This is a genomic window from Acidovorax soli (assembly GCF_014207955.1).
Classification (GTDB): domain Bacteria; phylum Pseudomonadota; class Gammaproteobacteria; order Burkholderiales; family Burkholderiaceae_C; genus Acidovorax; species Acidovorax soli_A.
The window spans coordinates 172,925-192,324 of record NZ_JACHLK010000010.1 but is presented as its reverse complement, the minus strand read 5'-3'; the positions used below and the strand labels follow the sequence as shown (position 1 = coordinate 192,324).

The window sequence follows — 19,400 nt, the reverse complement described above, 5'->3', positions numbered from 1 at the left end:
GGCGCGGCCCAGGCAAGTGCCCCCGCGCAAGGGCCGCCCCGCCGCGCTGGGGGCGTCCCCCTCCCGACTCGCGCAGCGGGTCGAGAGAGGGGTGAAGGCGCGGAGCGACTCAGGGGGTGTTCACTTCACATCACTTCCACTGGTACTGCAGTTGCAGGTCGACCGTGCGGCCGCCGCCGTAGTAGCAGTAGAAGTCGCAGCCGCTGAGGTAGGTCTTGTCCGTGAGGTTGCGGGCATTGAGCTGCAGGGCCCACTGGCGGTTGATGTCGTAGCGCACCATCAGGTCCAGCAGCGTGTACGAGGCCACCGTGCGGCCCGGGTAGGTGGCTTCGTCGACCGTGGAGCCGTTGTAGCGCGCACCGGCCGCCACCGTGAGGGCGCCGTCGGCACCGGCGAAGCCGCTCATGCGGTGGCTGACCCACAGGCTGGCCTGGTTCTTGGGAATCAGCGGCGTGCGCAGGGACTGCGTCACGCTCTGGTCCTGGCGCGAGTTGTTGTGGGTGTACGAGGCCTTGATGGCCGTGGCGGCCCCGATCTTGAAGTCGCCCTGCCATTCCACGCCGTGGTTGGTGCGCTTGCCGATCTGGCGCTGGACGTTGGACGCGTCAGCAGCCAGGGCGTTCTTCTCTTCCAACTCGAAGTAGGCCAGCGTCATGGTGCCGCCATTGAGCCAGGACGGCTCCAGCTTCACGCCGACTTCGGCCTGCCGGCCTTCAAAGGGCTTGTAGGGGTTCTTGTTGGCATCCACGCCCAGGGCCGGCCTGAACGATTCGGAGTAGCTGACGTACGGGGCCACGCCGACCGAGCTCATGTACATGGCGCCCAGGTTCACGCTGTTGTGGTCCACGTCGTAGCCGCCGGGCACGCTGTTCTTGGCATTGTCATGGCGCAGGCCGGCGCTGAAGTTCCAGTGGCTGCCCACCTGCAGCTGGCCCGCTGCGTAGGCGCCCCACTGGCGCAGGCGGTCGGCATAGGGCGTGCCCGAGAGGCTGATGGGCGCGCCATAGACCGGGGCGAACATGTCCATGTCGGGCACGAAGCCGAAGCCGTTGTTGGTGCCCGAGGTGTCTGACTTCAGGTAGTCCACGCCCACAGTGGGGGTGAACTTGATGTCGTTGCCGAACTTCAGGGTACCGGTGACGCGGTTGTCCAGGTAGTGGCTGCGCGTGTCGCCCTGCGTGAAGCTGTAGCCGCGCTTGGCCATGCGGGCATTGTCGGACGACCAGGCAAACACGTTCTGCTGGTCCAGGTCCAGGTGCGAGTACTTGTAGTTCTGCGTGAAGGCCCACTGGTCCGAGAACTGGTGGCTCAGCAGCCAGCCCAGGCTGGCCTGGGTGCGCTTGAGGTGGTCGAAATCGGGCTCGCCCAGGTTGGTGCGGCGGTCGATGCGGCCGTAGGGCGTGTTGATCAGCGAGCCCCAGCCGGGCATGAAGCCGTTGGTGGGCGTGCCGCTTTCGCGCTGCACACTGCCCAGCAGGGTCAGCGTGGTGGCCTTGCCGAACTCCACGGTGGCGCTGGGCGCCAGGTAGAAGCTCTCCATCTCGGTGCGGCGCTGCTGGCCGTCTTCCTTGCGCGCCTGCGCCACGATGCGGTAGTACACCGAGCCATCGCTGTTGGCGATGCCGTTGTAGTCCACGCCCACGCCCAGCTTGCCGCGGTTGCCGGTTTCGGCATTCATCGACAGGGCCTGCTCCTTCTTGGGCCGCTTGGTCACCAGGTTCACCACGCCGCCGGTGCCGGCAGCGCCGAACACCAGCGAATTGGCGCCCTTGACCACTTCCACGGCTTCGAGGCCGAAGACCTCGGGCTTCCAGACGAAGAAGCCATTGGGGGTGGTGGGCGTGCCGTCGATGGAGGTCGAGGCCTCGAAGCCGCGGATCTTGAACCACTCCACCTTGTTGTCGGCGCCGAAGGGCTCGCTCACGATGCCGGCCTGGTACTGCAGGGCCTGGTCGAGCTTGCGCGCGCCCTGGGCTTCGATGTCGGCGCGGCGCAGCACCACGCTGGAATTGGGGGCGTAGAAGTCGAGGCTCTGCAGCTCATCGACCGAGCCGATGACGTTGACGGTGGCGAGCTGGCGCTCTGCGGCACCGCCAGCGGCCTGCGCATGCGCGGCCGAGAGAGGGGCCAGCAGGCCGCAGGCGGCCAGCGCGGCACAGGCGGTGGGAAGGAGTCGGTAGGTTTTCATGGCAAGGCTCTTGGACGGTTGGTCGTAGAAGACAGACAGGGGCAACCGAGGGGCCCGCATGCCGGCTTGCCATGTGCGCCATAAGCCAGGACCACGCGTCCTGGGCAGCCTGGGCACGAAACGACCAGACCTAGAGCCGGCGCACCGCCGGACACGCCAAGCCCCTATCGGGTTGGTGTGCAGTTGCCGCTACCCCTGTTGGATGACAGAGGTTTTGCAATGCAACAGATGAGAATGTAAACCAGTTGTATTCACATGGCTATCGCCATGGCCTGCTGCAACCGCCGGGAGTATGTTCAGCGCCACGGTCACGCCGCGCGTGGCGCGCTGGCGTGTGCATGGACCCGCGACGGGCAGCAGGCAAGCGCTCAGCGGCCCACCATGTTGCCCGGCACCACCCACTGGTCGAACTGCTCGCCCGTGACATGGCCCGAGGCCACGGCGGCTTCGCGCAGGCTGGTGCCTTCCTTGTGCGCCTTCTTGGCGATATAGGCGGCCTTGTCGTAGCCGATGTGGGTGTTGAGCGCGGTCACCAGCATCAGCGAGCGATCCACCAGCTCGGTGATGCGCTCGCGGTTAGGCTCGATGCCCACAGCACACTGGTCGTTGAAGCTCACCATGCCGTCGGCCAGCAGGCGCACGCTCTGCAGGAAGTTGTGCGCCACCATGGGGCGGAACACGTTGAGCTCGAAGTTGCCCGAAGCACCGCCGAAGTTGATGGCCACGTCGTTGCCGAACACCTGGGCAGCCAGCATGGTCACGGCCTCGCTCTGCGTGGGATTGACCTTGCCGGGCATGATGGACGAACCAGGCTCGTTCTCGGGAATGCTCAGCTCGCCGATGCCGCTGCGCGGGCCGCTGGCCAGCCAGCGCACATCGTTGGCGATCTTCATCATGCTGGCGGCCAGGGTCTTGAGGGCCCCATGGGCATGCACCAGAGCATCCACCGAAGCCAGGGCCTCGAACTTGTTGGGCGCGGTGACGAAGGGCAGGCCTGTGAGGCGCGCCAGTTCGGCGGCCGACTGCTCGGCATAGCCCTTGGGCGCGTTCAGGCCCGTGCCCACGGCCGTGCCGCCCAGGGCCAGCTCATACAGGTGGGGCAGCGCGGCGCGCACATGGCGCTCGCCATGGTCGAGCTGGGCCACATAGCCCGAGAACTCCTGGCCCAGCGTGAGCGGCGTGGCGTCCTGCAAGTGGGTGCGGCCGATCTTGACGATGCCGTCGAAATCTTTCGCTTTCTTGTCCAGCGTGGCGCGCAGCTTGGCGATGGCGGGCAGCAGCTTGTGCGTGAGCGCCTCCACGGCCGCCACGTGCATGGCGGTGGGGAACACGTCGTTGCTCGATTGGCTGCGGTTCACGTCGTCGTTGGGGTGCACCAGGCGGCCCTCGCCGCGCTCGCCGCCCAGGATCTCGCTGGCGCGGTTGGCCAGCACCTCGTTGACGTTCATGTTGGTCTGCGTGCCCGAGCCGGTCTGCCACACCACCAGCGGAAACTCGCCCGGGTGCTTGCCCGCGATGACTTCATCGGCCGCGGCGACGATGGCCTCGGTCTTCTTCGCATCCTGCAGGCCCAAGGCCTGGTTGACCACGGCCGAGGCGCGCTTGACCTGGGCCAGCGCCTTGATGATTTCGCGCGGCTGCTGCTCGCCCGAGATGTCGAAGTTCTGCAGTGAGCGCTGCGTCTGCGCGCCCCACAGCTTGTCGGCCGGCACCTCGATGGGGCCAAAGGTGTCGCGTTCGGTACGGGAGGTCATGGGAAACGGTACTCCAGGGTAAACAACGGTGAAGCGGTGGCGCGGCGGTCACCGCAGCGAGCCCGGGACCAGGGCCCGGAACCCACAGAAGACAAAGGCTGGCCGGGGTGAACCGGCGCGCCCGGGAGCATAAGGCAAAAACAAACAATTCTCATTTACCACGCCCCAAGGCGCAGCCAGGACCAGGGGCAAAGGCGCCAGACCGCCTGGAAATGCCTTGGCACGCCCCGTCTGCCGAAGTGTTCCGGTAAAGGCGTCCTAGAGCCAGCACTCCAGCAAAAAAAGCTACAAATTGGTACACTTTGGCCTGAAAAGCCTTTTCACGGCCTTTTTTCCGGGCAAGCCGCCGCTGGTCAGGCGGTCTGTCGCCCCCCACCCCACTGCGTTGGTTCATGCCCCGCCCCCAGCCGTGCCTGTGCAACGGCCAGGCGTTGCGGCTGCACTGCGCACGCCGGCGGAAAGCACTGTGAACCGGCCCGCCGCTTGCTGCAGCATGCCCCTCTTGACGGCACGCCTGCGCAGGCGCAACCTGCCTACCGAAACCGCCATCCTTGTCCTTCTATCCCATGAACGCGTTCATGCCCTTCAGCTACAACCTGTTCGTGGTGGCAGCGTCCTTTGCCATGGCCATGCTGGCCTCGTATGTCACGCTGGACCTGGCCCGGCGGGTGCGCACGGCACAGCGCCGCGTGGGCCTGGCCTGGTGGGCAGCGGGTTCTCTCGTCATGGGCACAGGCATCTGGTCCATGCACTTCCTGGGCATGCAGGCCTTCAAGCTGCCCATCGAGATCGGGTTCTCCGGCGGCGCCACCTTGCTGTCCTGGCTGGCGGCCGTCGCCGCATCGGCCATGGCGCTGGAGCTGGCCAGCCGCGAGCAGTTCGGCACCATCCAACTGGGGCTGGGTGCGCTGGTGATGGGCGCCGGCATCAGCGGCATGCACTACATCGGCATGGCCGCCATGGACATGAACCCCGGCATCGTCTGGGACCACCGGGTGGTGGTGCTGTCGGTGGCGATCGCGGTGCTGGCTTCGGCTTCGGCCCTGCTCATCTTCAAGCTGCTGCGCCGCGTGCGGCCCGGCCAGCGCCTGCCCTACCAGCTGGCCGCCTCCTTCGTGATGGCCGTCGCCATCTGCGGCATGCACTACACCGGCATGGCGGCGGCGCGCTTCGCCGTGGGCTCGGTCTGCCTGAGCGCTGGCGAGCTGGGCGGCCCGGGCCTCACGGCCATGGTGCTCATGGCCACCGGCATGCTGCTGGTGAGCACGCTGTTCACCTCCATCCTGGATGCACGGCTGCAGACCACGGCCGAGCACCTCACGCGCTCGCTGCAGGAGAGCAATGCGCGCCTGCAGGCCGCCAACGACGAACTGCAAAAGCGCGCCTTTGCCGACGCCCTGACCGGCCTGCCCAACCGCCTGCTGTTCGAAGACCGGCTCATCCACGCCCTGCTGCGCCTGGACCGCACCAACCACCTGCGCGTGGAAGACCGGCTGGCCGTTTTGTTCGTGGACCTGGATGGCTTCAAGCCCATCAACGACTCCTTCGGCCATGCGGCGGGCGACGTGATCCTGCGCGGTGCCGCGGACCGGCTGCGCAAGGAGGCGCGCGAGTGCGACACCGTGGCGCGCGTGGGGGGTGACGAGTTCCTGATCCTGCTGGAGGACGTGAGCGACGTCGCCGACTGTGTCACCATGGCCAACCGGGTGCTGGAGTCGCTGTCGCGGCCCTTCGAGGTATCGGGCAAGAAGGTGCAGATCGCCTGCTCCATCGGCATCGTGGTGCACCCCGACCATGGCGAGCGCACCAAGCTGGTGGCCAATGCCGATGCCGCCATGTACGCCGCCAAGCGCGCGGGGGGCGGCTGCTACGCGCTGTTCGAGCCGCACATGGGCTCGGACGCCTCCGAACAGCTGGAACTGCAGAACGACCTGCGCCAGGCCATCGACCGGGGCGAGCTGGCGCTGCACTACCAGCCCAAGATCGACGGCACGCGCGGCCAGATCAGCGGCGTGGAAGCCCTGCTGCGCTGGAACCACCCCAAGCACGGCATGGTCAGCCCCATGGTGTTCATCGCGCTGGCCGAGCGTTTCGGCCTGATCAACAAGCTGGGCAACTGGGTCATCGACGAGGCCTGCCGCCAGACCGCCGAGTGGGCCCGCAACGGCATGCGCATGCGCGTGGCGATCAACCTGTCGGTGCACCAGCTGCGCGAAAGTGGCCTGGCCGACCGCATCGGGCATGCGCTGCAGTTCCATGGCCTGGATGCCTCGCAGCTGCTGTGCGAGATCACCGAATCGGTGGCCATGGAGGACATCAAGGCCACGCAGCGCACCTTCGACGGGCTGGCGCGCATCGGCGTGTTCCTGTCCATCGACGACTTCGGCACCGGCTATTCGAGCCTCAACTACCTGCGCCAGTTGCCCGCCCAGCAGCTCAAGATCGACCGCAGCTTCGTCAACGACCTGGAGAGCAGCGAGGACGCGCGCGCCGTGGTCAGCGCCGTGGTGAGCCTGGCGCACGCGCTGGGCCTGCGCGTGGTGGCCGAGGGCGTGGAGACCGAGGGCCAGCGCGACATCCTGCTGGCCATGGAATGCGACGAGCTGCAGGGCTTCTACTTCGCCCGCCCCATGCCGGCGGATTCGCTGTTTGCCTGGTCGCAGGGCGAAAAGCCGGAGGGCGCCGTGGACTTCACGCCCTCCGTCATCGGGAGTTTGTAAACCCTGTGGGGGCCCATGCCCGGCCCCTGTGACCATCCGTAGCAATCATCGGCATGTTCTTACAGCGCGCAGGGCCCAACGCGCGCACCATGGCACCACAGTGGCCGCACCGCCATTGACGTGCCGACTCACGTTGACCGGTGCGCACCCCGCCAGAACGGAGACTTCCATGGCCACCAGCAGCCTGCTCGGTATCGACGCCGACAACCTTCCGCCCCTGCACAGCGCCACCGGCAACGACAGCATGGGCCCCAGCGATGCCTCCGACTCGGGCAGCGACAGCGCGGGCGTGTACAGCGCCGACCCCGAGATGGACACCGACCGCCATGGCACCGGCGAACGCGCCAGCGTGGAACCCGGGCTGCACCGCGAGGCGCGCGACATCCTGCCCGACCACATGGAGGCCTTCTCGCCCGACGACGATGCCGACGGCGATCTGGCAGCCGAACCCGCGGTGGACGTGGATGCGGACCTGTATCCTGAAGAAGAGAGCGATGAGCCCGGAGCTGAAGACGAACCCGCCTGAGCCGGCCTTCAATCGCCCTCAATCCCCCTTGAACCCCGACTTCCTGATGACCGGCAGCCAGCGCGCCGCGGCGCGCTCGGTGGCGGCGGCCACCTCGGCGGGCTCGGACCCGGGCACCGCGTCGTAGCCCGTGTGCAGCAGCTTGCTGCGCACCTCGTCCTGGGCCAGCACCTTGCGCAGCGCCTGGTTCCATTGGGCAATGGCGGCGGGCGGGGTGTCGGCGCGTGCATAGACCACATAGCCCGAGGTGGCCACCAGATCGGGAAAGCCCGACTCCGCGAACGTGGGCACGTCGGGAAGGCTGGCCGCGCGGCGGCTGCCCGACACCGCCAGCACGCGGATCTTGCCGGCCCGGTGGAACTCCATGAAGGTGGTGGTGGCGTCCATGCCGGCGGGGATCTGCCCGGCCAGCAGGTCGTTGAGCATGGGCGTGCCGCCCTTGTAGGGCACGATCTGCCCCTTGGTGGCGGACTGGGCGATGAAGTCCATGGCCAGAAAGTGCAGCAGCGAACCGATCAGCGAGATGCCGATATCGGCCTGCGCGGGCTGGGTGCGCGCGGCCTGCAGGTACTGCGCCAGCGTCTTGTGGGGCGAGTTGGCACCCACGGCAATGCCGAACTGCAGCGTGGCGACGTCGGTGATGGGGCGAAAGTCCTTCATCGGGTCGTAGCGCATGCCGGAGTAGATCGCCGGGCCGATGAACATCGGGTCCACGGGCGAGAGCAGCACCGTGCCGCCATCGGCCGGGGCATTGCGCAGTGCCTCGCCCGCGATGCGGGTGGCGCCGCCGGGCCGGTTGTCCACGACGACATTGCGGCCCAGCTCGGCCTTGAGCTTGTCGGCCAGCACCCGCGCCAGAAAGTCGCCCGCGCCGCCCGGCGGAAACGGCATCAGCATGGTGGCGTAGTCCCTGGACTGCGCGCCAGCGCCCATCGGCAGGCCGGCCGCCGCCAGCATACCGCCCAGCAGAGCCAGCTTGCGCCGCTGCACGGCAAAGGCGGGGGAAAGGGAGAGATCGTCATCGGACATGGGGTACCTCGCAGGGGTTGGGACAGGACAGACGCACGGAAATCAACAGTTCAGCAGCGCAACGAATCCGGCGCGCTCTTCGATCGCCTGGGCCGCGTCGAGCAGCAGGTCTTCGCGAAAACGGCCCGCCACCAGTTGCACGCCCATGGGCACCGAGCCATGCATGCCGGTGGGCACGGCCATGCCCGGCAGGCCCAGGCAGGCCGTGGCCAGAAGCGGGCTTTGTGCATCGAGCAGCGCGCGAAAGCGGGGCCAGGACTGCGTGTCCTCGTCCTGCGGCGCGGGGGGTTGCCAGGACACGGGCATGAGCAACAGCGCAAACCGATCGAGGAACACCGACCACTGCCGCGCCAGCCCGGCGCGCTGGGCCAGGGCGTCCTGGAAGGCATCGCGCCCGCCCTCGGCAATGCCCTGCTCCATGTAGCCCTGGCTCGCGCGCATGGCCTCGTCCCCATGGTCGCGGATGGCGGCACTGATGCCGCGGCGGCCGTCCTCGACACCGAGAACGCGCCAGAGCTCGGCCGCCTCCCGCATCGCGGGTGGCTGAACCTCTTCGACCACATAGCCCGCATCGGCCAGCCAGTGCGCGGCATCGTCGAGCGCCTGCACCACGGCGGGGTGGGCGGCGATACCCGGGTAGGAGCGGCACAGCGCCACGCGCAGGCCTTGCTGGGCAGCAGGCTCCACGGCCGATGGCCAGGGCACGCAGTTCGGGTCGCGCGCGTCGAACACCGCCATGGCCTGCATCGCCAGCCGCAGGTCGGCCACCGAGCGCGCCAGCGGCCCCTGGGCCGACATCAGCTGCGCGGTGATGCCGCGCTCTGCCGCCGCACTCGCGTTGTAGGCCGGGATGCGGCCCACGGTGGGGCGCAGGCCGGCCACGCCGCAGCAATAGGCAGGGTAGCGGATCGATCCGCCCATGTCATTGCCATGGGCGATGGCGCCCATGCCGCTGGCCACGGCGGCCGCCGCCCCACCGCTGGAGCCCCCGGGTGTGGTGCCCGCGTCCCAGGGGTTGAGGGTGCGGCCATGCACCGCGTTGTCGGTGAACCAGCGCACCGAATACGTGGCCGTGTTCGTGCGACCTACCAGGATGGCACCCGCACGGCGCAGGTTGGCCACCACCGGCGCATCCTCCTGCGCGATGAGCCCGCGCTGGGCCACGGAGCCATTCGTCGTGGCCAGCCCCGCCTGGTCCACATTGACCTTGGTCGTGACCGGCACGCCGTGCAGCACACCCAGCGGCCCACCCGCGGCCACCTGGCGGTCGGCGGCATCGGCTGCGGCCAGCGCAGCCTGGTCCAGCACCTCGGTGAGGGCGTTGACCTCGGGGTTGGCGGCCTGGATGCGCGCCAGCACGCTGGTGGTCACCTCGCGGCATGACAGCTCCTTGCGCCGGATGGCCGTGGCGGTTTCCGCGGCGCCAAGGCGCCAGAGTTCCTGGGAGGTGTCGTACATGGAAAAGGTCCTTAGGGTCAGGTATCGGAGCAATGGACGCAGCGTACGGGGGCCCAGGCTCTCGCGTAAGATGCCTTGAACACGTCGGCAATAACCACAGGTTGTCACTCAGGATGAAGGATTACCAGCTCAAGGCCCTGCTGCAGGTGGTCGATGCCGGCAGCATCCGCGCTGCGGCGCGCGCACTCGGCGTGAGCCAGCCCGCCGTGACCAAGGCCATCCGCGAGCTGGAGGCCGAGGTCGACGCGCCGCTGGTGCACCGCAGTTCGCGCGGTGTGGAACTGACCGAATGCGGGCGTCAATTGACCATCCGTGCGCGCCTGGTGCAGGCGCAGCTGGCCATGGCGCGCCAGGACATCCGCCAGCTGCAGGGCGGCCAGCAGGCCTCGGTGGCGGTGTCCGTCACGCCCGTGGTGTTCATGGGCGCGCTGCCCGAGGTGCTGCGCGAGTTCCAGCGTGCGATGCCCCAGGCCCAGGTGCGGCTGTTCGAGGGCCTGATGCCCCTGGCCCTGCCGCAGCTGCGAGAGGGTTTCGTGGACTTCGCCGTGGCCGCCGCCGTCGAAGGCTCCCTGGACTCCGATCTGGAACTGGAACCCATCGCCCCCATCCCGATGATGGTGGCCTGCCGCCCCGGCCATCCCCTGGCCGGCGCCACCACCTGGGAAGCACTGGTCGACGCCGAATGGCTGGTGCACCGGGCGCCGGGCAGCCACCACACGGTGCTGTTCGAGCGCTTTGTGCGCCAGGGCCTGCCCGTGCCGCAGCGGCTGATCGAGGCCAACACCTTCGGCGTGTCCTGGAGCCTGATGACGCGCAGCGACCTGCTGCTGATGCTGCCCGAGCGGTTCCTGTCCATCGAGCCCTACTGCCGCCAGATCGTGCGCGTGCCCCTGCGCATGGAGCTGCCGGCGCTCACGCTGGGCATCCTGAAACTGCGGGCATCGCCCTTGTCGCTGGCAGCCGGCAGGCTGGCCACGCTGTTCCAGCGGTATTGCCGGTAGGCCGGGCTCCAGGGGGCTTGCCGGAGCGCCAGCACGGTGTAAGCCCCGGGTGGGAGGCTTATGAAATAAATTTATCTGTATTGCGCTTTCGTTTTCGCAGGAACCTTGCTGGAGTCTGGCGAAGGAGCGAGAGACTTATTCCGCGAGCAATGCGAATCACTGCAGACCAAAGCTGAGGAAAAATGACGGATTTCCCCTGTTATCAGGGTGTGATTTGACTTTTCCCGTAAATACCTGGAGCGACAAAAAATCCCGCTCCGGGAGAAATGAAACGCCAAGAACTTTAGACATCATCGTTACGCGCAAGACAGTAAGAACCGTTTACTACACGCTATTCGCAGGTGGCAAATCTAAGGATTGGCGCATTCCCCCGGAAAGCACTTTTGACTACCTGGCATTAAAGGATGGACAGGGCTACCGCGTAGATACTGTGGATGTGTTTGTCCCCGACTATTCAAAGCAGAAATACCAGCAAGGCCAAATGAAGAAGGTCTGCGACTGGGTGACAGCTACTCCCATCACCCCCAAGCCGAAGCTACAGGCCAGAACGGCAAAGCAAAGGGAAGCAGCGGAATCCATGCCTCCGATGGCCGCTCCAGACCTTTTCATCTGGTAGCCCAGGAAATTGAAATCGATTTCAAAGTGATCTTTCCCGACAACGCCTAATGACTAACCCCTCTGAAGACAATAGGGAAAGCACGTCTCACCAATAATGAGTGTTCTCCCCTCCGAAACGCAGCTACGATCGGGATCTCCCACCAAGGTGAAATAAAATTACGCCAAGGAGTCATCCATGGCAAAAAAACCCCCTCGCAATTCGGTCCGAACACGCAAGTCGCGTAATGTGAGCCCGCGGGCTCGCCCAGAGCAACGAACGGTAATCGACAAGATCATTGACGCACTTGTGATGGTCAAAGCATTTCCCTTCTGGATCAGTCTCATCTACTTTGGTGAATCAATAAAAGAGGCAGCGCGCTCCCTGCAGGGCCCGATCACGCTGCTGGCTGGGGGTGTCGTCATGTACATCTTGCAGAGATTGAACGGCAACCCATAGCCCGGAAGCCGCGTCACTATGTAACTTGTGCGTCGCGCTACAGCATTGACGATTTCGCATCCATAGAATTTCGGGCAAGGAGCGCATCCATGACCACCAAGACTACCGCGAAAACGTATCCGCCCTCGCCTCTACGGCCCTTCGTGGATGCGGGCGTGCCGGCTGAAATCCTCTTGGAAGCTCACCGTGTACAGCAACGCCCGGCAATGATCCGCAGCATTGCGCTCGTGGTTACAGCCTTCGGCTCTGCCCTTGGAATTGCAGCGTACATCTACGACTCGCACAACACGCGCGCTCGCAGCCAAACTCCCGCGTCCCATCAAGTTGTCCAGGCCGAAGACGCCCAGAAGAGCCTCCCAATGCCACAAAAGGCACCATGACAAGCACAAAGTCAGGGTCGCCGGCGTGTACCCGAGCCTATCCCTGATCGACACTTTCTGCGGCTATGGAGGCTTCTGGCTGCGGCAACAACGGCAATGGCGCACATCAAATTGGCCCAGGCCTGCCCAAGGACCACCACCGCCACGCCTACACGGCCATCTCTTCAGTCCGCGCCTTGGTCAAAGAAGGCTACACGGCCACCACATCCCGTTCGAGCCCAAACGCCACGCCAGCAGACTACTGCGCGTGGCCCAGATCTTCGCCAACAAGCGCGAAGACGTTCGCGCAGCACTTCGTGGACAAGTTCGACGACTCCTTCCGCATTGAGCAGGTGCAGAAGATCGCTCAGTTCGTGTTCTTCATCGGCTTCGCTGACACCGTCCAGCGGAACTCGCGCACCAGTTCGTTAAATACCTCGCAGGCGTAGCTCAGTCGCATTCGCTCATGGCCCCCCGGTGTTGAATTCCACTGAATATTGACCCAGTTGAAGCAGTGATTTCCATTTGAAGCTGACCCACGTACTAACCCTATCCTGCTGCTTTTAGGAGCAGGAGATTTCAGGAGTGATAGACGTGGCGACACTCAGTGTCATCAGGCGATGGGCCCTGCGCGAGCAGCTGTCCATCCGCGAGATTTCAAGGCGCACAGGCCTGGCTCGCAACACCGTGAAGAAGTATCTGCGCTCGGGTGATGAGCAACCCAGCTATGCCAAGCGCGCGAGCTCCAGCAAGCTCGATCCATTCGCAGAGAAGCTTTCTACCTGGCTAGCCCTGGAGGCAAGAAAGTCGCGCAAACAGCGGCGCACTTTGCGGCAGCTCCACACACCCCAGCCTAAAAAGGAGAAAACTCAGCACTTATCCACATCGTAGACCTCTCAGTTCAGACAACAGAGTGGGTCAGTATTCGATGGAAAACGCGGGTCAGATCTCAGTGGAATCCAACATACGACTATGCTGCTCTACGCGAGCGGTTGCAATGCGCGGTGGATCCTGGCGCTGTTGTGTGGGATGACGCTTTGAGAAATCACAAAGTCGCGGACGCAATGTTCGACAAGCCAGCGGTAAACGTAGGAGATGACGAGCGCAGGGAAGCGTAACTCAATCAGAACGGAAGCCAGTTGATGTTTTTGCAAGAGTCTTCGCGCGCATAGGCCGGTTCCAGAGCTGTACAAGCACTGAAACACTTGTTCCACTTGTCGTAGCTACCCTTTTCGTTGGTCACCTGCTCCATAGGGCATTGAGCCAAGCATGCCTGCCCGTGTTGCCTTGCGGTCCTGAAATCGATGACTCCACGATTCTTGGCTGCGACGAGCGCGTCAATGTCGAGTTTCTTGGCGCGAGGTGCCATGTAGCTGCGGAGCCTATGCAAGTCGTTGCGCGGCCCCTGCAAGATGAAGTCCTCGTGCTGTTTGAGGCTCGGGTTCGTCTTGTAAACCTCGTCCATGCCTGCGATCTTGCTTTCAAGCACACCCATGCAATAGGACGACTTCAGGTCCGCGTCCGTTGGTAGATCACTCTGTGCCATCACCGACGACCCAACCGCGAGAGAGAGCGCCACGGCGACGCCTTGCAAGTGAATCTTCATGACCCCTCCCCTTTATCTTTCGGCCGAAAGTGATCCACCTCGTTGTCGCGGAAAACCACGTTCCCACCGCGCTTCTGCACTTCCCTGATTGAGAAAATCACAGACCTGGCAGCGTTGAAGTACCGATTCGCATCATCCCTGTCTGGCATCCAGGAGTCTGCATGTGCAACTCGATTCCGCAACTGCTGTAGCTCCCTGATGCTATTAATCAGGTTTTTCGGCAAGGCGCCTTCTTGTTGAATGGCCTGAAGCCATCCAGCGGGGCTGCGCGTATGAGATGTGGACACGAAGATGGCGCGTTCGTTGATGAACTCGAGAAGCTGAACTTCGATGTCAGACCAAGCTGAAAGAATCAACGCACTTGGGTTCAAGTCTCTGGGCCTGAGGTGTTCAAGCTCTTCGCTCCCGTCATTCTCGACCATCGAAAATTTCGGACGCTCCGGGACTGGTGCTGCTGTGTTTTCCGATTCAGAGGCAGGTACATGCGTGGATGGCTGCTCGCGCGGTGGAGGGGGCTCGCTCAGCTCCTCTTTGAGACTTTGTTTGGCTGCTTCAGCTTTTTCCTCCACGCTGATGAAATCGAACTCGAAGCCAGCACCTTTTGCACGTCTGACTTTACCAAGCAGCTGTTCAAGCTTGCCTTTGAACAAGACGCCCAGGATCACGACGGCTGCAGGCCAAGCAATCGCCGCCACAATTTTTGAAATGAACTCAAGCCAACCCATGTTGCCCTCCGTCTCACCAGTCTAATCGGGCTCGTAACAAAACGTCAGTTTTTTACTGCTATTCGACAGTTCTTGAGTCCGGTTGATCAATAGCGGGTGGGAATAGAGGGTGGGCAATGATGCCCGAGAGAACTGACATGGAAGACCTTACATTTGAAGCAACATCACCCCTGCAAGCGCTGAACTATCTCAAGCTCGCACGCCACCACCCAGAACAAAGCAGCCAACTGATCGACGCTGCGCTGGACTACTTGGAGCCTTACTTCCAAGACAACTTGACGCTGAGCACCGCTGATAAGGCGCGCATCCGCGAAATCCGTTCGGCCTCGCAGTGCAGGGAGAGTCGGCATGAGTCCAGGCGTGATCCTGGCCCTCAAGGCCCACTACGAACGCAAGCAAGGGGAGTTGGCACTGAAGTTGGCTGCACGGGACCATGACGCGGCAACCCAAGCGCTCGCGGATGCCAAGGAACAGTTGGCATCCTTGCGCGACCAAGAGAAGTTCATCAATGGTGTGCTCACCGAAGATGAGCAGGCAGAGCTGCTGTTGAAATGCCTCACAACCCCATAAGGCCGAGGAGCAAGCGGCTACTCATCTGCTTTGAAAGGGCCGGTAATCGCCCCTGTCCGCGTCCATACCAGGTAGGCCACCCAATTTTTGCCATCGCGCGTGCAATGCACCAGGTACTCGGTCCGCGTGGCCCGGCTTTCCTTGTACCGATACTCGCCGCAGCCGCGGATTTGCTTGGCCACGAAAGCTCGCGAAATGTCGACGTTCAGATCGTCTTTCCAAGGCCCCGGGTATTCGGAGTTGCTTGAAGTTGAGGCCGATACAGGCTGCGCATTTGCAGCGGCAGCCGCCGACTTCCGATCATCTTCGAGCTTCGCCTGCCGGGCTTTTCTAGCTTCGGGAGTTTCGGCGTCAATTTCAGCCTGAAGCTTCTCGCACTTCGCTGGCTCAACGCTTCCGGCGCACCTCGGATGACCGGCTATTGCTGCGGTCGTACTCAGCGCAAGCGCGAATGCATAAAGCGATTTCATGTCTAGACCCTCTCTTTCGGCTGATAGTAGCGCGCCCTACGCGGCGGGCTTGTTCAGGATGCCTGCTGCCTTTTCTGCTGCAGCCATGGGGGTGACATGCAGGTAGACCATGGTGGATTGCAGGGAGGCATGGCCGAGCTGGACTTGCACCTCGACGATGTTCAACCCACCCTGCAGTAGCCGGGTCGCGTTGGTATGGCGGCGTGTGTGGAGCGTGACTTTCCCCAGGTTCACGTCGATCCCTGCTCTCGCGCACGCGGCCTTCATCCACTTGTAGGCGTTGTTGTGTTTGCGCTTCGTGGGAAACACCCACTCATCCGAGGCTTCCAGCTTGCGACGGGTCAGGGTGGCTTTCATGCGATCAGTCATCACAATCGTGGTGTCCGTCCCGCCCTTCGGCCGGTAGATGAGCACAGTGCTCTGAGCGAACGAGACTTGCGACCACTTCATCTGCGCCATCTCGCGGTAACGAGCCCCTGTGTCCAACAACATCGTCACCAAATCACAGTTGGTCTGCCGTGCACGGTCAGTGCGGAGGCACTTGCCTGGGTACTTGGCATTGGGATCAATGGCCGCAAACACCCCCGCCTCTTCCTCTTTTGTGAGGTAGCGAAGCCGGGTCTTCTCGGGCTTGATCCGCTCGATCTTCGGGCATGTTGACCACTTCTTGCTTTCTGCGAACCGCACCAGCGCAAGCCAATACGAGGACATGACGGAGAGCGTGTTGTGGGCTACCCCTGCTTCACGCCGCTTCTCGATCACCTCCAGAACCGCGTGCTCATGCACATCGGAAAACTTTTCGTTTGGCAACGACAAAAAGTGGCCGAGGTGCCCTTTCGCGCTTTGCCACCCCGGCTTGCCTTTGCGCTCATCCAGAAACGCCTTGATGACCGCGTGGAGCCCCATGGGTTTGTTGCCGACCACGAACACTTCGCGGATCGCATCCGCCTCCCACAACGCGGCCATTTGCTGGGCAAGCTTGAGATCGTCGGTCTTGGTGGACTTGAAAAAGGGATGACCGTCGATGGTCTTGCGCCAGTGATAGACGCCCTGTTTGCTCATTGTCAGACTCATGTGCACCTCAGCTTTGAGCGCTGCGGGGTGCAGCGCGGAGGTCACCTAGTCTGTGTTCAGGCGCGCCAAAAATCATCTATTTCATGCGTCGCGATTGCAAATTTTCTACAAGGCTAGGGGTACGAAAAGACACGTACCAGGAGGAAAACGCTGAGATGGGATAATTCAGGGAAGAGTCGCGCCGAACCGCTACGAGCGTGACCAGATAACGTTTTCCCACTGAAAAGCCCACGATGACCACGATCAAGTACGACGATCTCGTCGAGTCCGTTGCTGCTGCGCTGCAGTACATCTCCTACTACCACCCCACCGACTACATCGCCCACCTGGCGCGCGCCTACGAACGCGAGCAGAGCGCTGCAGCCAAGGACGCGATCGCCCAGATCCTGACCAACAGCAAGATGAGCGCCACCGGCCAGCGCCCCATCTGCCAGGACACCGGCATCGTCAACGTATTCCTCAAGGTGGGCATGGACGTGCGCTGGGAAGGCTTCCCCGCAGGCCTCGAAGACGCCATCAACGAAGGCGTGCGCCGCGGCTACAACCACCCCGACAACACCCTGCGCGCCAGCGTGGTGGCCGACCCGCAGTTCGACCGCAAGAACACCAAGGACAACACGCCCGCGGTGATCTTCGCCCAGATCGTGCCCGGCAACACGGTGGACATCACCGTGGCCGCCAAGGGCGGAGGCAGCGAGAACAAGAGCAAGATGATCATGCTCAACCCCGGCGACAACGTCATCGACTGGGTGCTCAAGACCGTGCCCACCATGGGCGCCGGCTGGTGCCCGCCAGGCATGCTCGGTATCGGCATCGGCGGCACGGCCGAGAAGGCGGTGCTGCTGGCCAAGGAAAGCCTGATGGACGACCTGAACATGTACGAGCTGCAGGCCAAGTCCTCGCGCGGCGAAAAGCTCGACAAGGTCGAGGAAATGCGCCTGGAACTGTACGAGAAGGTCAACGCCCTGGGCATCGGCGCCCAAGGCCTGGGCGGCTTGACCACGGTGCTGGACGTGAAGATCAAGATGTACCCCACGCACGCGGCCAGCAAGCCCGTGGCCATGATCCCCAACTGCGCGGCCACGCGCCACGCCCATTTCGTGATGGATGGCTCGGGCCCGGTGTACATCACCCCGCCCTCGCTGGACCTGTGGCCCAACGTGAACTGGGCGCCCGACTACAACAAGAGCAAGAAGGTCAACCTCGATACCCTGACCAAGGAAGAAGTGGCCAGCTGGAAGCCCGGCGACACCCTGCTGCTCAACGGCAAGATGCTGACCGGGCGCGACGCCGCGCACAAGCGCATCCAGGACATGCTGGCCAAGGGCGAAAAGCTGCCCGTGGACTTCACCAACCGCGTGATCTACTACGTGGGCCCTGTGGACCCGGTCAAGGACGAGGCCGTGGGCCCGGCCGGCCCGACCACGGCCACGCGCATGGACGGCTTCACCGAGATGATGCTGGCCGAAACCGGCCTGATCGCCATGATCGGCAAGTCCGAGCGCGGCCCGGTGGCCATCGAGGCGATCAAGAAGCACCAGAGCGCCTACCTGATGGCCGTGGGCGGCGCCGCCTACCTGGTGAGCAAGGCCATCAAGAAGGCCAAGGTGCTTGGTTTTGCCGACCTGGGCATGGAGGCCATCTACGAGTTCGACGTGGTGGACATGCCGGTGACGGTGGCGGTGGATGCAGGCGGCACCAGCGCCCACATCACCGGCCCGGCCGAGTGGCAAAAGCGCATTGCCACCGGTGAATTCCGCGGCATCGAAGTGGCGGCGGCCTGAATGGCTGACAGCCCCGGCTGAAACCACGCCCCCGGTCGCGCGCCAAGCGCTGCCGGGGGATTTTTTTGGGCCTCCCGCATCCCGGCGCGAGTCCAGCGGCGGTCACGGGTTTTCGCGCCACCTTCCGTGCATGGGGGGCCCGGCAGCGTTACAGTGCGGGGCATCGATTGCATGCCTGCCCCGCCCTATTCCTTTCTCCCATGACCTCCCCGAATTCCCAGCCCATCGGTGTGTTTGACAGCGGTGTGGGCGGCCTGAGCGTGCTGCGCGCCCTGCGCGCCGAGCTGCCGCACGAGCGCTTTGTCTACCTGGCCGACAGCGCCCATGCCCCCTACGGCGAGCGCGGCGATGCCTATGTGGGCGCACGCACCCATGCCATCACGCGCCACCTGCTGGAGCAGCATGGCATCAAGGCATTGGTGGTGGCCTGCAACACGGCCACGGCGGCGGCCATCCACGAAGTGCGCAGCCGCTACCCGGCGCTGCCGCTGGTGGGCCTGGAGCCGGCCATCAAGCCCGCGCTGGCGGCCACAAAGACCGGCCGCGTGGGCGTGATCGGCACGCGCGGCACCCTCACCAGCGCCAAGTTCGGCAAGCTGCTGGCCAGCCTGCAGGACAGCACCGAGTTCGTGGTGCAGCCCTGCGATGGCCTGGCCCACGCCATCGAGCGCAGCGTGGACCGCCCCGTTCCCGCCAGCCCCGAAGGCACCGAGACCTGGGCGCTGTGCGAGCGCTACATCGAGGCCATGGGTGCCTTTGGCACTGCCCCAGGCCAGATGGACACCCTGGTGCTGGGCTGCACGCACTACATCTTTGCCGAGCGCGACCTGCGCGCCCTGGTCGGGCCCGAGGTGCGCTTCATCGAGACCGGCGAGGCCGTGGCGCGCCAGACGCGGCGCCTGCTCGAAGGGGCCGGCCTGCTGGCCGGGCCGCAAGCGCAAACACCCGAGGTGCAGCTGTTCACCACCGGCGGCCTGCCCCAGCTGCAATCGGCCGCGCAGCGCTGGCTGGAGCTGCCCGCGGCGTCATGCCAGACGGTGGCGATTCCCTCGCCGGCCACCGAGCCCAGCGACGCTGCCTAG

Annotated in this window: 18 protein-coding genes and 1 pseudogene; 11 read left to right on the top strand and 8 right to left on the bottom strand. The window is 64.2% G+C overall.

Going from position 1 to position 19,400, the window contains the following annotated elements; genetic code table 11:
• Positions 1–130: 130 nt before the first annotated feature.
• Positions 131–2,188, bottom strand: a complete 2,058-nt coding sequence (locus tag HNP48_RS23340; protein ID WP_184861592.1) for a TonB-dependent siderophore receptor — start codon at positions 2,186–2,188, stop codon at positions 131–133.
• Between the two features lie 368 nt (positions 2,189–2,556).
• The gene (fumC, locus tag HNP48_RS23335) at positions 2,557–3,942 is read right to left on the bottom strand and encodes a class II fumarate hydratase (RefSeq protein ID WP_184861590.1); all 1,386 of its coding nucleotides are present in this window, start codon (positions 3,940–3,942) and stop codon (positions 2,557–2,559) included.
• 566 nt (positions 3,943–4,508) lie between these two features.
• Here fumC and HNP48_RS23330 point away from each other — a divergent pair.
• Together HNP48_RS23330 and HNP48_RS23325 are read left to right on the top strand one after the other, a co-directional pair.
• On the top strand, positions 4,509–6,662 hold the full coding sequence (locus HNP48_RS23330; protein ID WP_184861588.1) for a bifunctional diguanylate cyclase/phosphodiesterase: 2,154 nt from the start codon (positions 4,509–4,511) through the stop codon (positions 6,660–6,662).
• A gap of 169 nt (positions 6,663–6,831) precedes the next feature.
• On the top strand, positions 6,832–7,188 hold the full coding sequence (locus HNP48_RS23325; protein WP_184861586.1) for a hypothetical protein: 357 nt from the start codon (positions 6,832–6,834) through the stop codon (positions 7,186–7,188).
• A gap of 18 nt (positions 7,189–7,206) precedes the next feature.
• On the opposite strand, the gene HNP48_RS23320 is transcribed toward HNP48_RS23325, so the two are convergent.
• Positions 7,207–8,217: a tripartite tricarboxylate transporter substrate-binding protein gene (locus HNP48_RS23320; RefSeq protein WP_184861584.1), complete on the bottom strand. Its 1,011-nt coding sequence runs from the start codon at positions 8,215–8,217 to the stop codon at positions 7,207–7,209.
• Positions 8,218–8,259: 42 nt separating this feature from the next.
• The gene (locus tag HNP48_RS23315) at positions 8,260–9,675 is read right to left on the bottom strand and encodes an amidase family protein (RefSeq protein WP_184861582.1); all 1,416 of its coding nucleotides are present in this window, start codon (positions 9,673–9,675) and stop codon (positions 8,260–8,262) included.
• A 113-nt stretch (positions 9,676–9,788) separates the two neighbouring features.
• Between HNP48_RS23315 and HNP48_RS23310 the strand changes: the two genes are divergently transcribed.
• The 6 genes and pseudogenes from HNP48_RS23310 to HNP48_RS23285 all read left to right on the top strand — a co-directional run.
• The gene (locus HNP48_RS23310) at positions 9,789–10,676 is read left to right on the top strand and encodes a LysR substrate-binding domain-containing protein (RefSeq protein ID WP_184861580.1); all 888 of its coding nucleotides are present in this window, start codon (positions 9,789–9,791) and stop codon (positions 10,674–10,676) included.
• 214 nt (positions 10,677–10,890) lie between these two features.
• The gene (locus HNP48_RS23305; protein ID WP_184861578.1) at positions 10,891–11,292 is read left to right on the top strand and encodes a hypothetical protein; all 402 of its coding nucleotides are present in this window, start codon (positions 10,891–10,893) and stop codon (positions 11,290–11,292) included.
• A 177-nt stretch (positions 11,293–11,469) separates the two neighbouring features.
• Positions 11,470–11,730, top strand: a complete 261-nt coding sequence (locus tag HNP48_RS23300; RefSeq protein WP_184861576.1) for a hypothetical protein — start codon at positions 11,470–11,472, stop codon at positions 11,728–11,730.
• 89 nt (positions 11,731–11,819) lie between these two features.
• Positions 11,820–12,110, top strand: coding sequence for a hypothetical protein (locus HNP48_RS23295; protein WP_184861574.1), 291 nt, complete (start codon positions 11,820–11,822; stop codon positions 12,108–12,110).
• A 65-nt stretch (positions 12,111–12,175) separates the two neighbouring features.
• Positions 12,176–12,538, top strand: coding sequence for a hypothetical protein (locus HNP48_RS23290; protein ID WP_184861572.1), 363 nt, complete (start codon positions 12,176–12,178; stop codon positions 12,536–12,538).
• A gap of 136 nt (positions 12,539–12,674) precedes the next feature.
• A pseudogene (locus HNP48_RS23285) lies at positions 12,675–12,932 on the top strand (IS21 family transposase); the annotation flags it as partial.
• Between the two features lie 280 nt (positions 12,933–13,212).
• On the opposite strand, the gene HNP48_RS23280 reads toward HNP48_RS23285, so the two are convergent.
• Together HNP48_RS23280 and HNP48_RS23275 are read right to left on the bottom strand one after the other, a co-directional pair.
• The gene (locus HNP48_RS23280; protein ID WP_184861571.1) at positions 13,213–13,695 is read right to left on the bottom strand and encodes a hypothetical protein; all 483 of its coding nucleotides are present in this window, start codon (positions 13,693–13,695) and stop codon (positions 13,213–13,215) included.
• The gene (locus HNP48_RS23275; protein WP_184861569.1) at positions 13,692–14,420 is read right to left on the bottom strand and encodes a hypothetical protein; all 729 of its coding nucleotides are present in this window, start codon (positions 14,418–14,420) and stop codon (positions 13,692–13,694) included. The genes HNP48_RS23280 and HNP48_RS23275 overlap by 4 nt, the downstream gene beginning before the upstream one ends.
• Positions 14,421–14,780: 360 nt before the next feature.
• Here HNP48_RS23275 and HNP48_RS23270 point away from each other — a divergent pair, with 360 nt between their 5' ends.
• Positions 14,781–14,990 carry a hypothetical protein gene (locus tag HNP48_RS23270; protein ID WP_184861567.1) on the top strand — a complete coding sequence of 70 codons (210 nt, stop codon included), beginning with the start codon at positions 14,781–14,783 and terminating at the stop codon, positions 14,988–14,990.
• 17 nt (positions 14,991–15,007) lie between these two features.
• On the opposite strand, the gene HNP48_RS23265 is transcribed toward HNP48_RS23270, so the two are convergent.
• Together HNP48_RS23265 and HNP48_RS35680 are read right to left on the bottom strand one after the other, a co-directional pair.
• Positions 15,008–15,460 carry a hypothetical protein gene (locus HNP48_RS23265; protein ID WP_184861565.1) on the bottom strand — a complete coding sequence of 151 codons (453 nt, stop codon included), beginning with the start codon at positions 15,458–15,460 and terminating at the stop codon, positions 15,008–15,010.
• Positions 15,461–15,496: 36 nt separating this feature from the next.
• On the bottom strand, positions 15,497–16,579 hold the full coding sequence (locus HNP48_RS35680; protein WP_184861563.1) for a site-specific integrase: 1,083 nt from the start codon (positions 16,577–16,579) through the stop codon (positions 15,497–15,499).
• 188 nt (positions 16,580–16,767) lie between these two features.
• Between HNP48_RS35680 and HNP48_RS23255 the strand changes: the two genes are divergently transcribed.
• Both HNP48_RS23255 and murI read left to right on the top strand, forming a co-directional pair.
• On the top strand, positions 16,768–18,318 hold the full coding sequence (locus HNP48_RS23255) for a fumarate hydratase (RefSeq protein ID WP_184861561.1): 1,551 nt from the start codon (positions 16,768–16,770) through the stop codon (positions 18,316–18,318).
• 200 nt (positions 18,319–18,518) lie between these two features.
• Positions 18,519–19,400, top strand: coding sequence for a glutamate racemase (gene murI, locus HNP48_RS23250; RefSeq protein ID WP_184861559.1), 882 nt, complete (start codon positions 18,519–18,521; stop codon positions 19,398–19,400).

What these genes read in the sequence shown, in the direction of transcription:
- murI (WP_184861559.1), top strand. Translation starts at nt 18,519, where the DNA reads ATGACCTCCCCGAATTCCCAGCCCATCGGTGTGTTTGACAGCGGTGTG.
- HNP48_RS23340 (WP_184861592.1), bottom strand. Translation starts at nt 2,188, where the DNA reads ATGAAAACCTACCGACTCCTTCCCACCGCCTGTGCCGCGCTGGCCGCC.
- HNP48_RS23290 (WP_184861572.1), top strand. Translation starts at nt 12,176, where the DNA reads ATGGAGGCTTCTGGCTGCGGCAACAACGGCAATGGCGCACATCAAATT.
- fumC (WP_184861590.1), bottom strand. Translation starts at nt 3,942, where the DNA reads ATGACCTCCCGTACCGAACGCGACACCTTTGGCCCCATCGAGGTGCCG.
- HNP48_RS23320 (WP_184861584.1), bottom strand. Translation starts at nt 8,217, where the DNA reads ATGTCCGATGACGATCTCTCCCTTTCCCCCGCCTTTGCCGTGCAGCGG.
- HNP48_RS23280 (WP_184861571.1), bottom strand. Translation starts at nt 13,695, where the DNA reads ATGAAGATTCACTTGCAAGGCGTCGCCGTGGCGCTCTCTCTCGCGGTT.
- HNP48_RS23295 (WP_184861574.1), top strand. Translation starts at nt 11,820, where the DNA reads ATGACCACCAAGACTACCGCGAAAACGTATCCGCCCTCGCCTCTACGG.
- HNP48_RS23255 (WP_184861561.1), top strand. Translation starts at nt 16,768, where the DNA reads ATGACCACGATCAAGTACGACGATCTCGTCGAGTCCGTTGCTGCTGCG.
- HNP48_RS23265 (WP_184861565.1), bottom strand. Translation starts at nt 15,460, where the DNA reads ATGAAATCGCTTTATGCATTCGCGCTTGCGCTGAGTACGACCGCAGCA.
- HNP48_RS23310 (WP_184861580.1), top strand. Translation starts at nt 9,789, where the DNA reads ATGAAGGATTACCAGCTCAAGGCCCTGCTGCAGGTGGTCGATGCCGGC.
- HNP48_RS23330 (WP_184861588.1), top strand. Translation starts at nt 4,509, where the DNA reads ATGAACGCGTTCATGCCCTTCAGCTACAACCTGTTCGTGGTGGCAGCG.
- HNP48_RS23300 (WP_184861576.1), top strand. Translation starts at nt 11,470, where the DNA reads ATGGCAAAAAAACCCCCTCGCAATTCGGTCCGAACACGCAAGTCGCGT.
- HNP48_RS23325 (WP_184861586.1), top strand. Translation starts at nt 6,832, where the DNA reads ATGGCCACCAGCAGCCTGCTCGGTATCGACGCCGACAACCTTCCGCCC.
- HNP48_RS23315 (WP_184861582.1), bottom strand. Translation starts at nt 9,675, where the DNA reads ATGTACGACACCTCCCAGGAACTCTGGCGCCTTGGCGCCGCGGAAACC.
- HNP48_RS23275 (WP_184861569.1), bottom strand. Translation starts at nt 14,420, where the DNA reads ATGGGTTGGCTTGAGTTCATTTCAAAAATTGTGGCGGCGATTGCTTGG.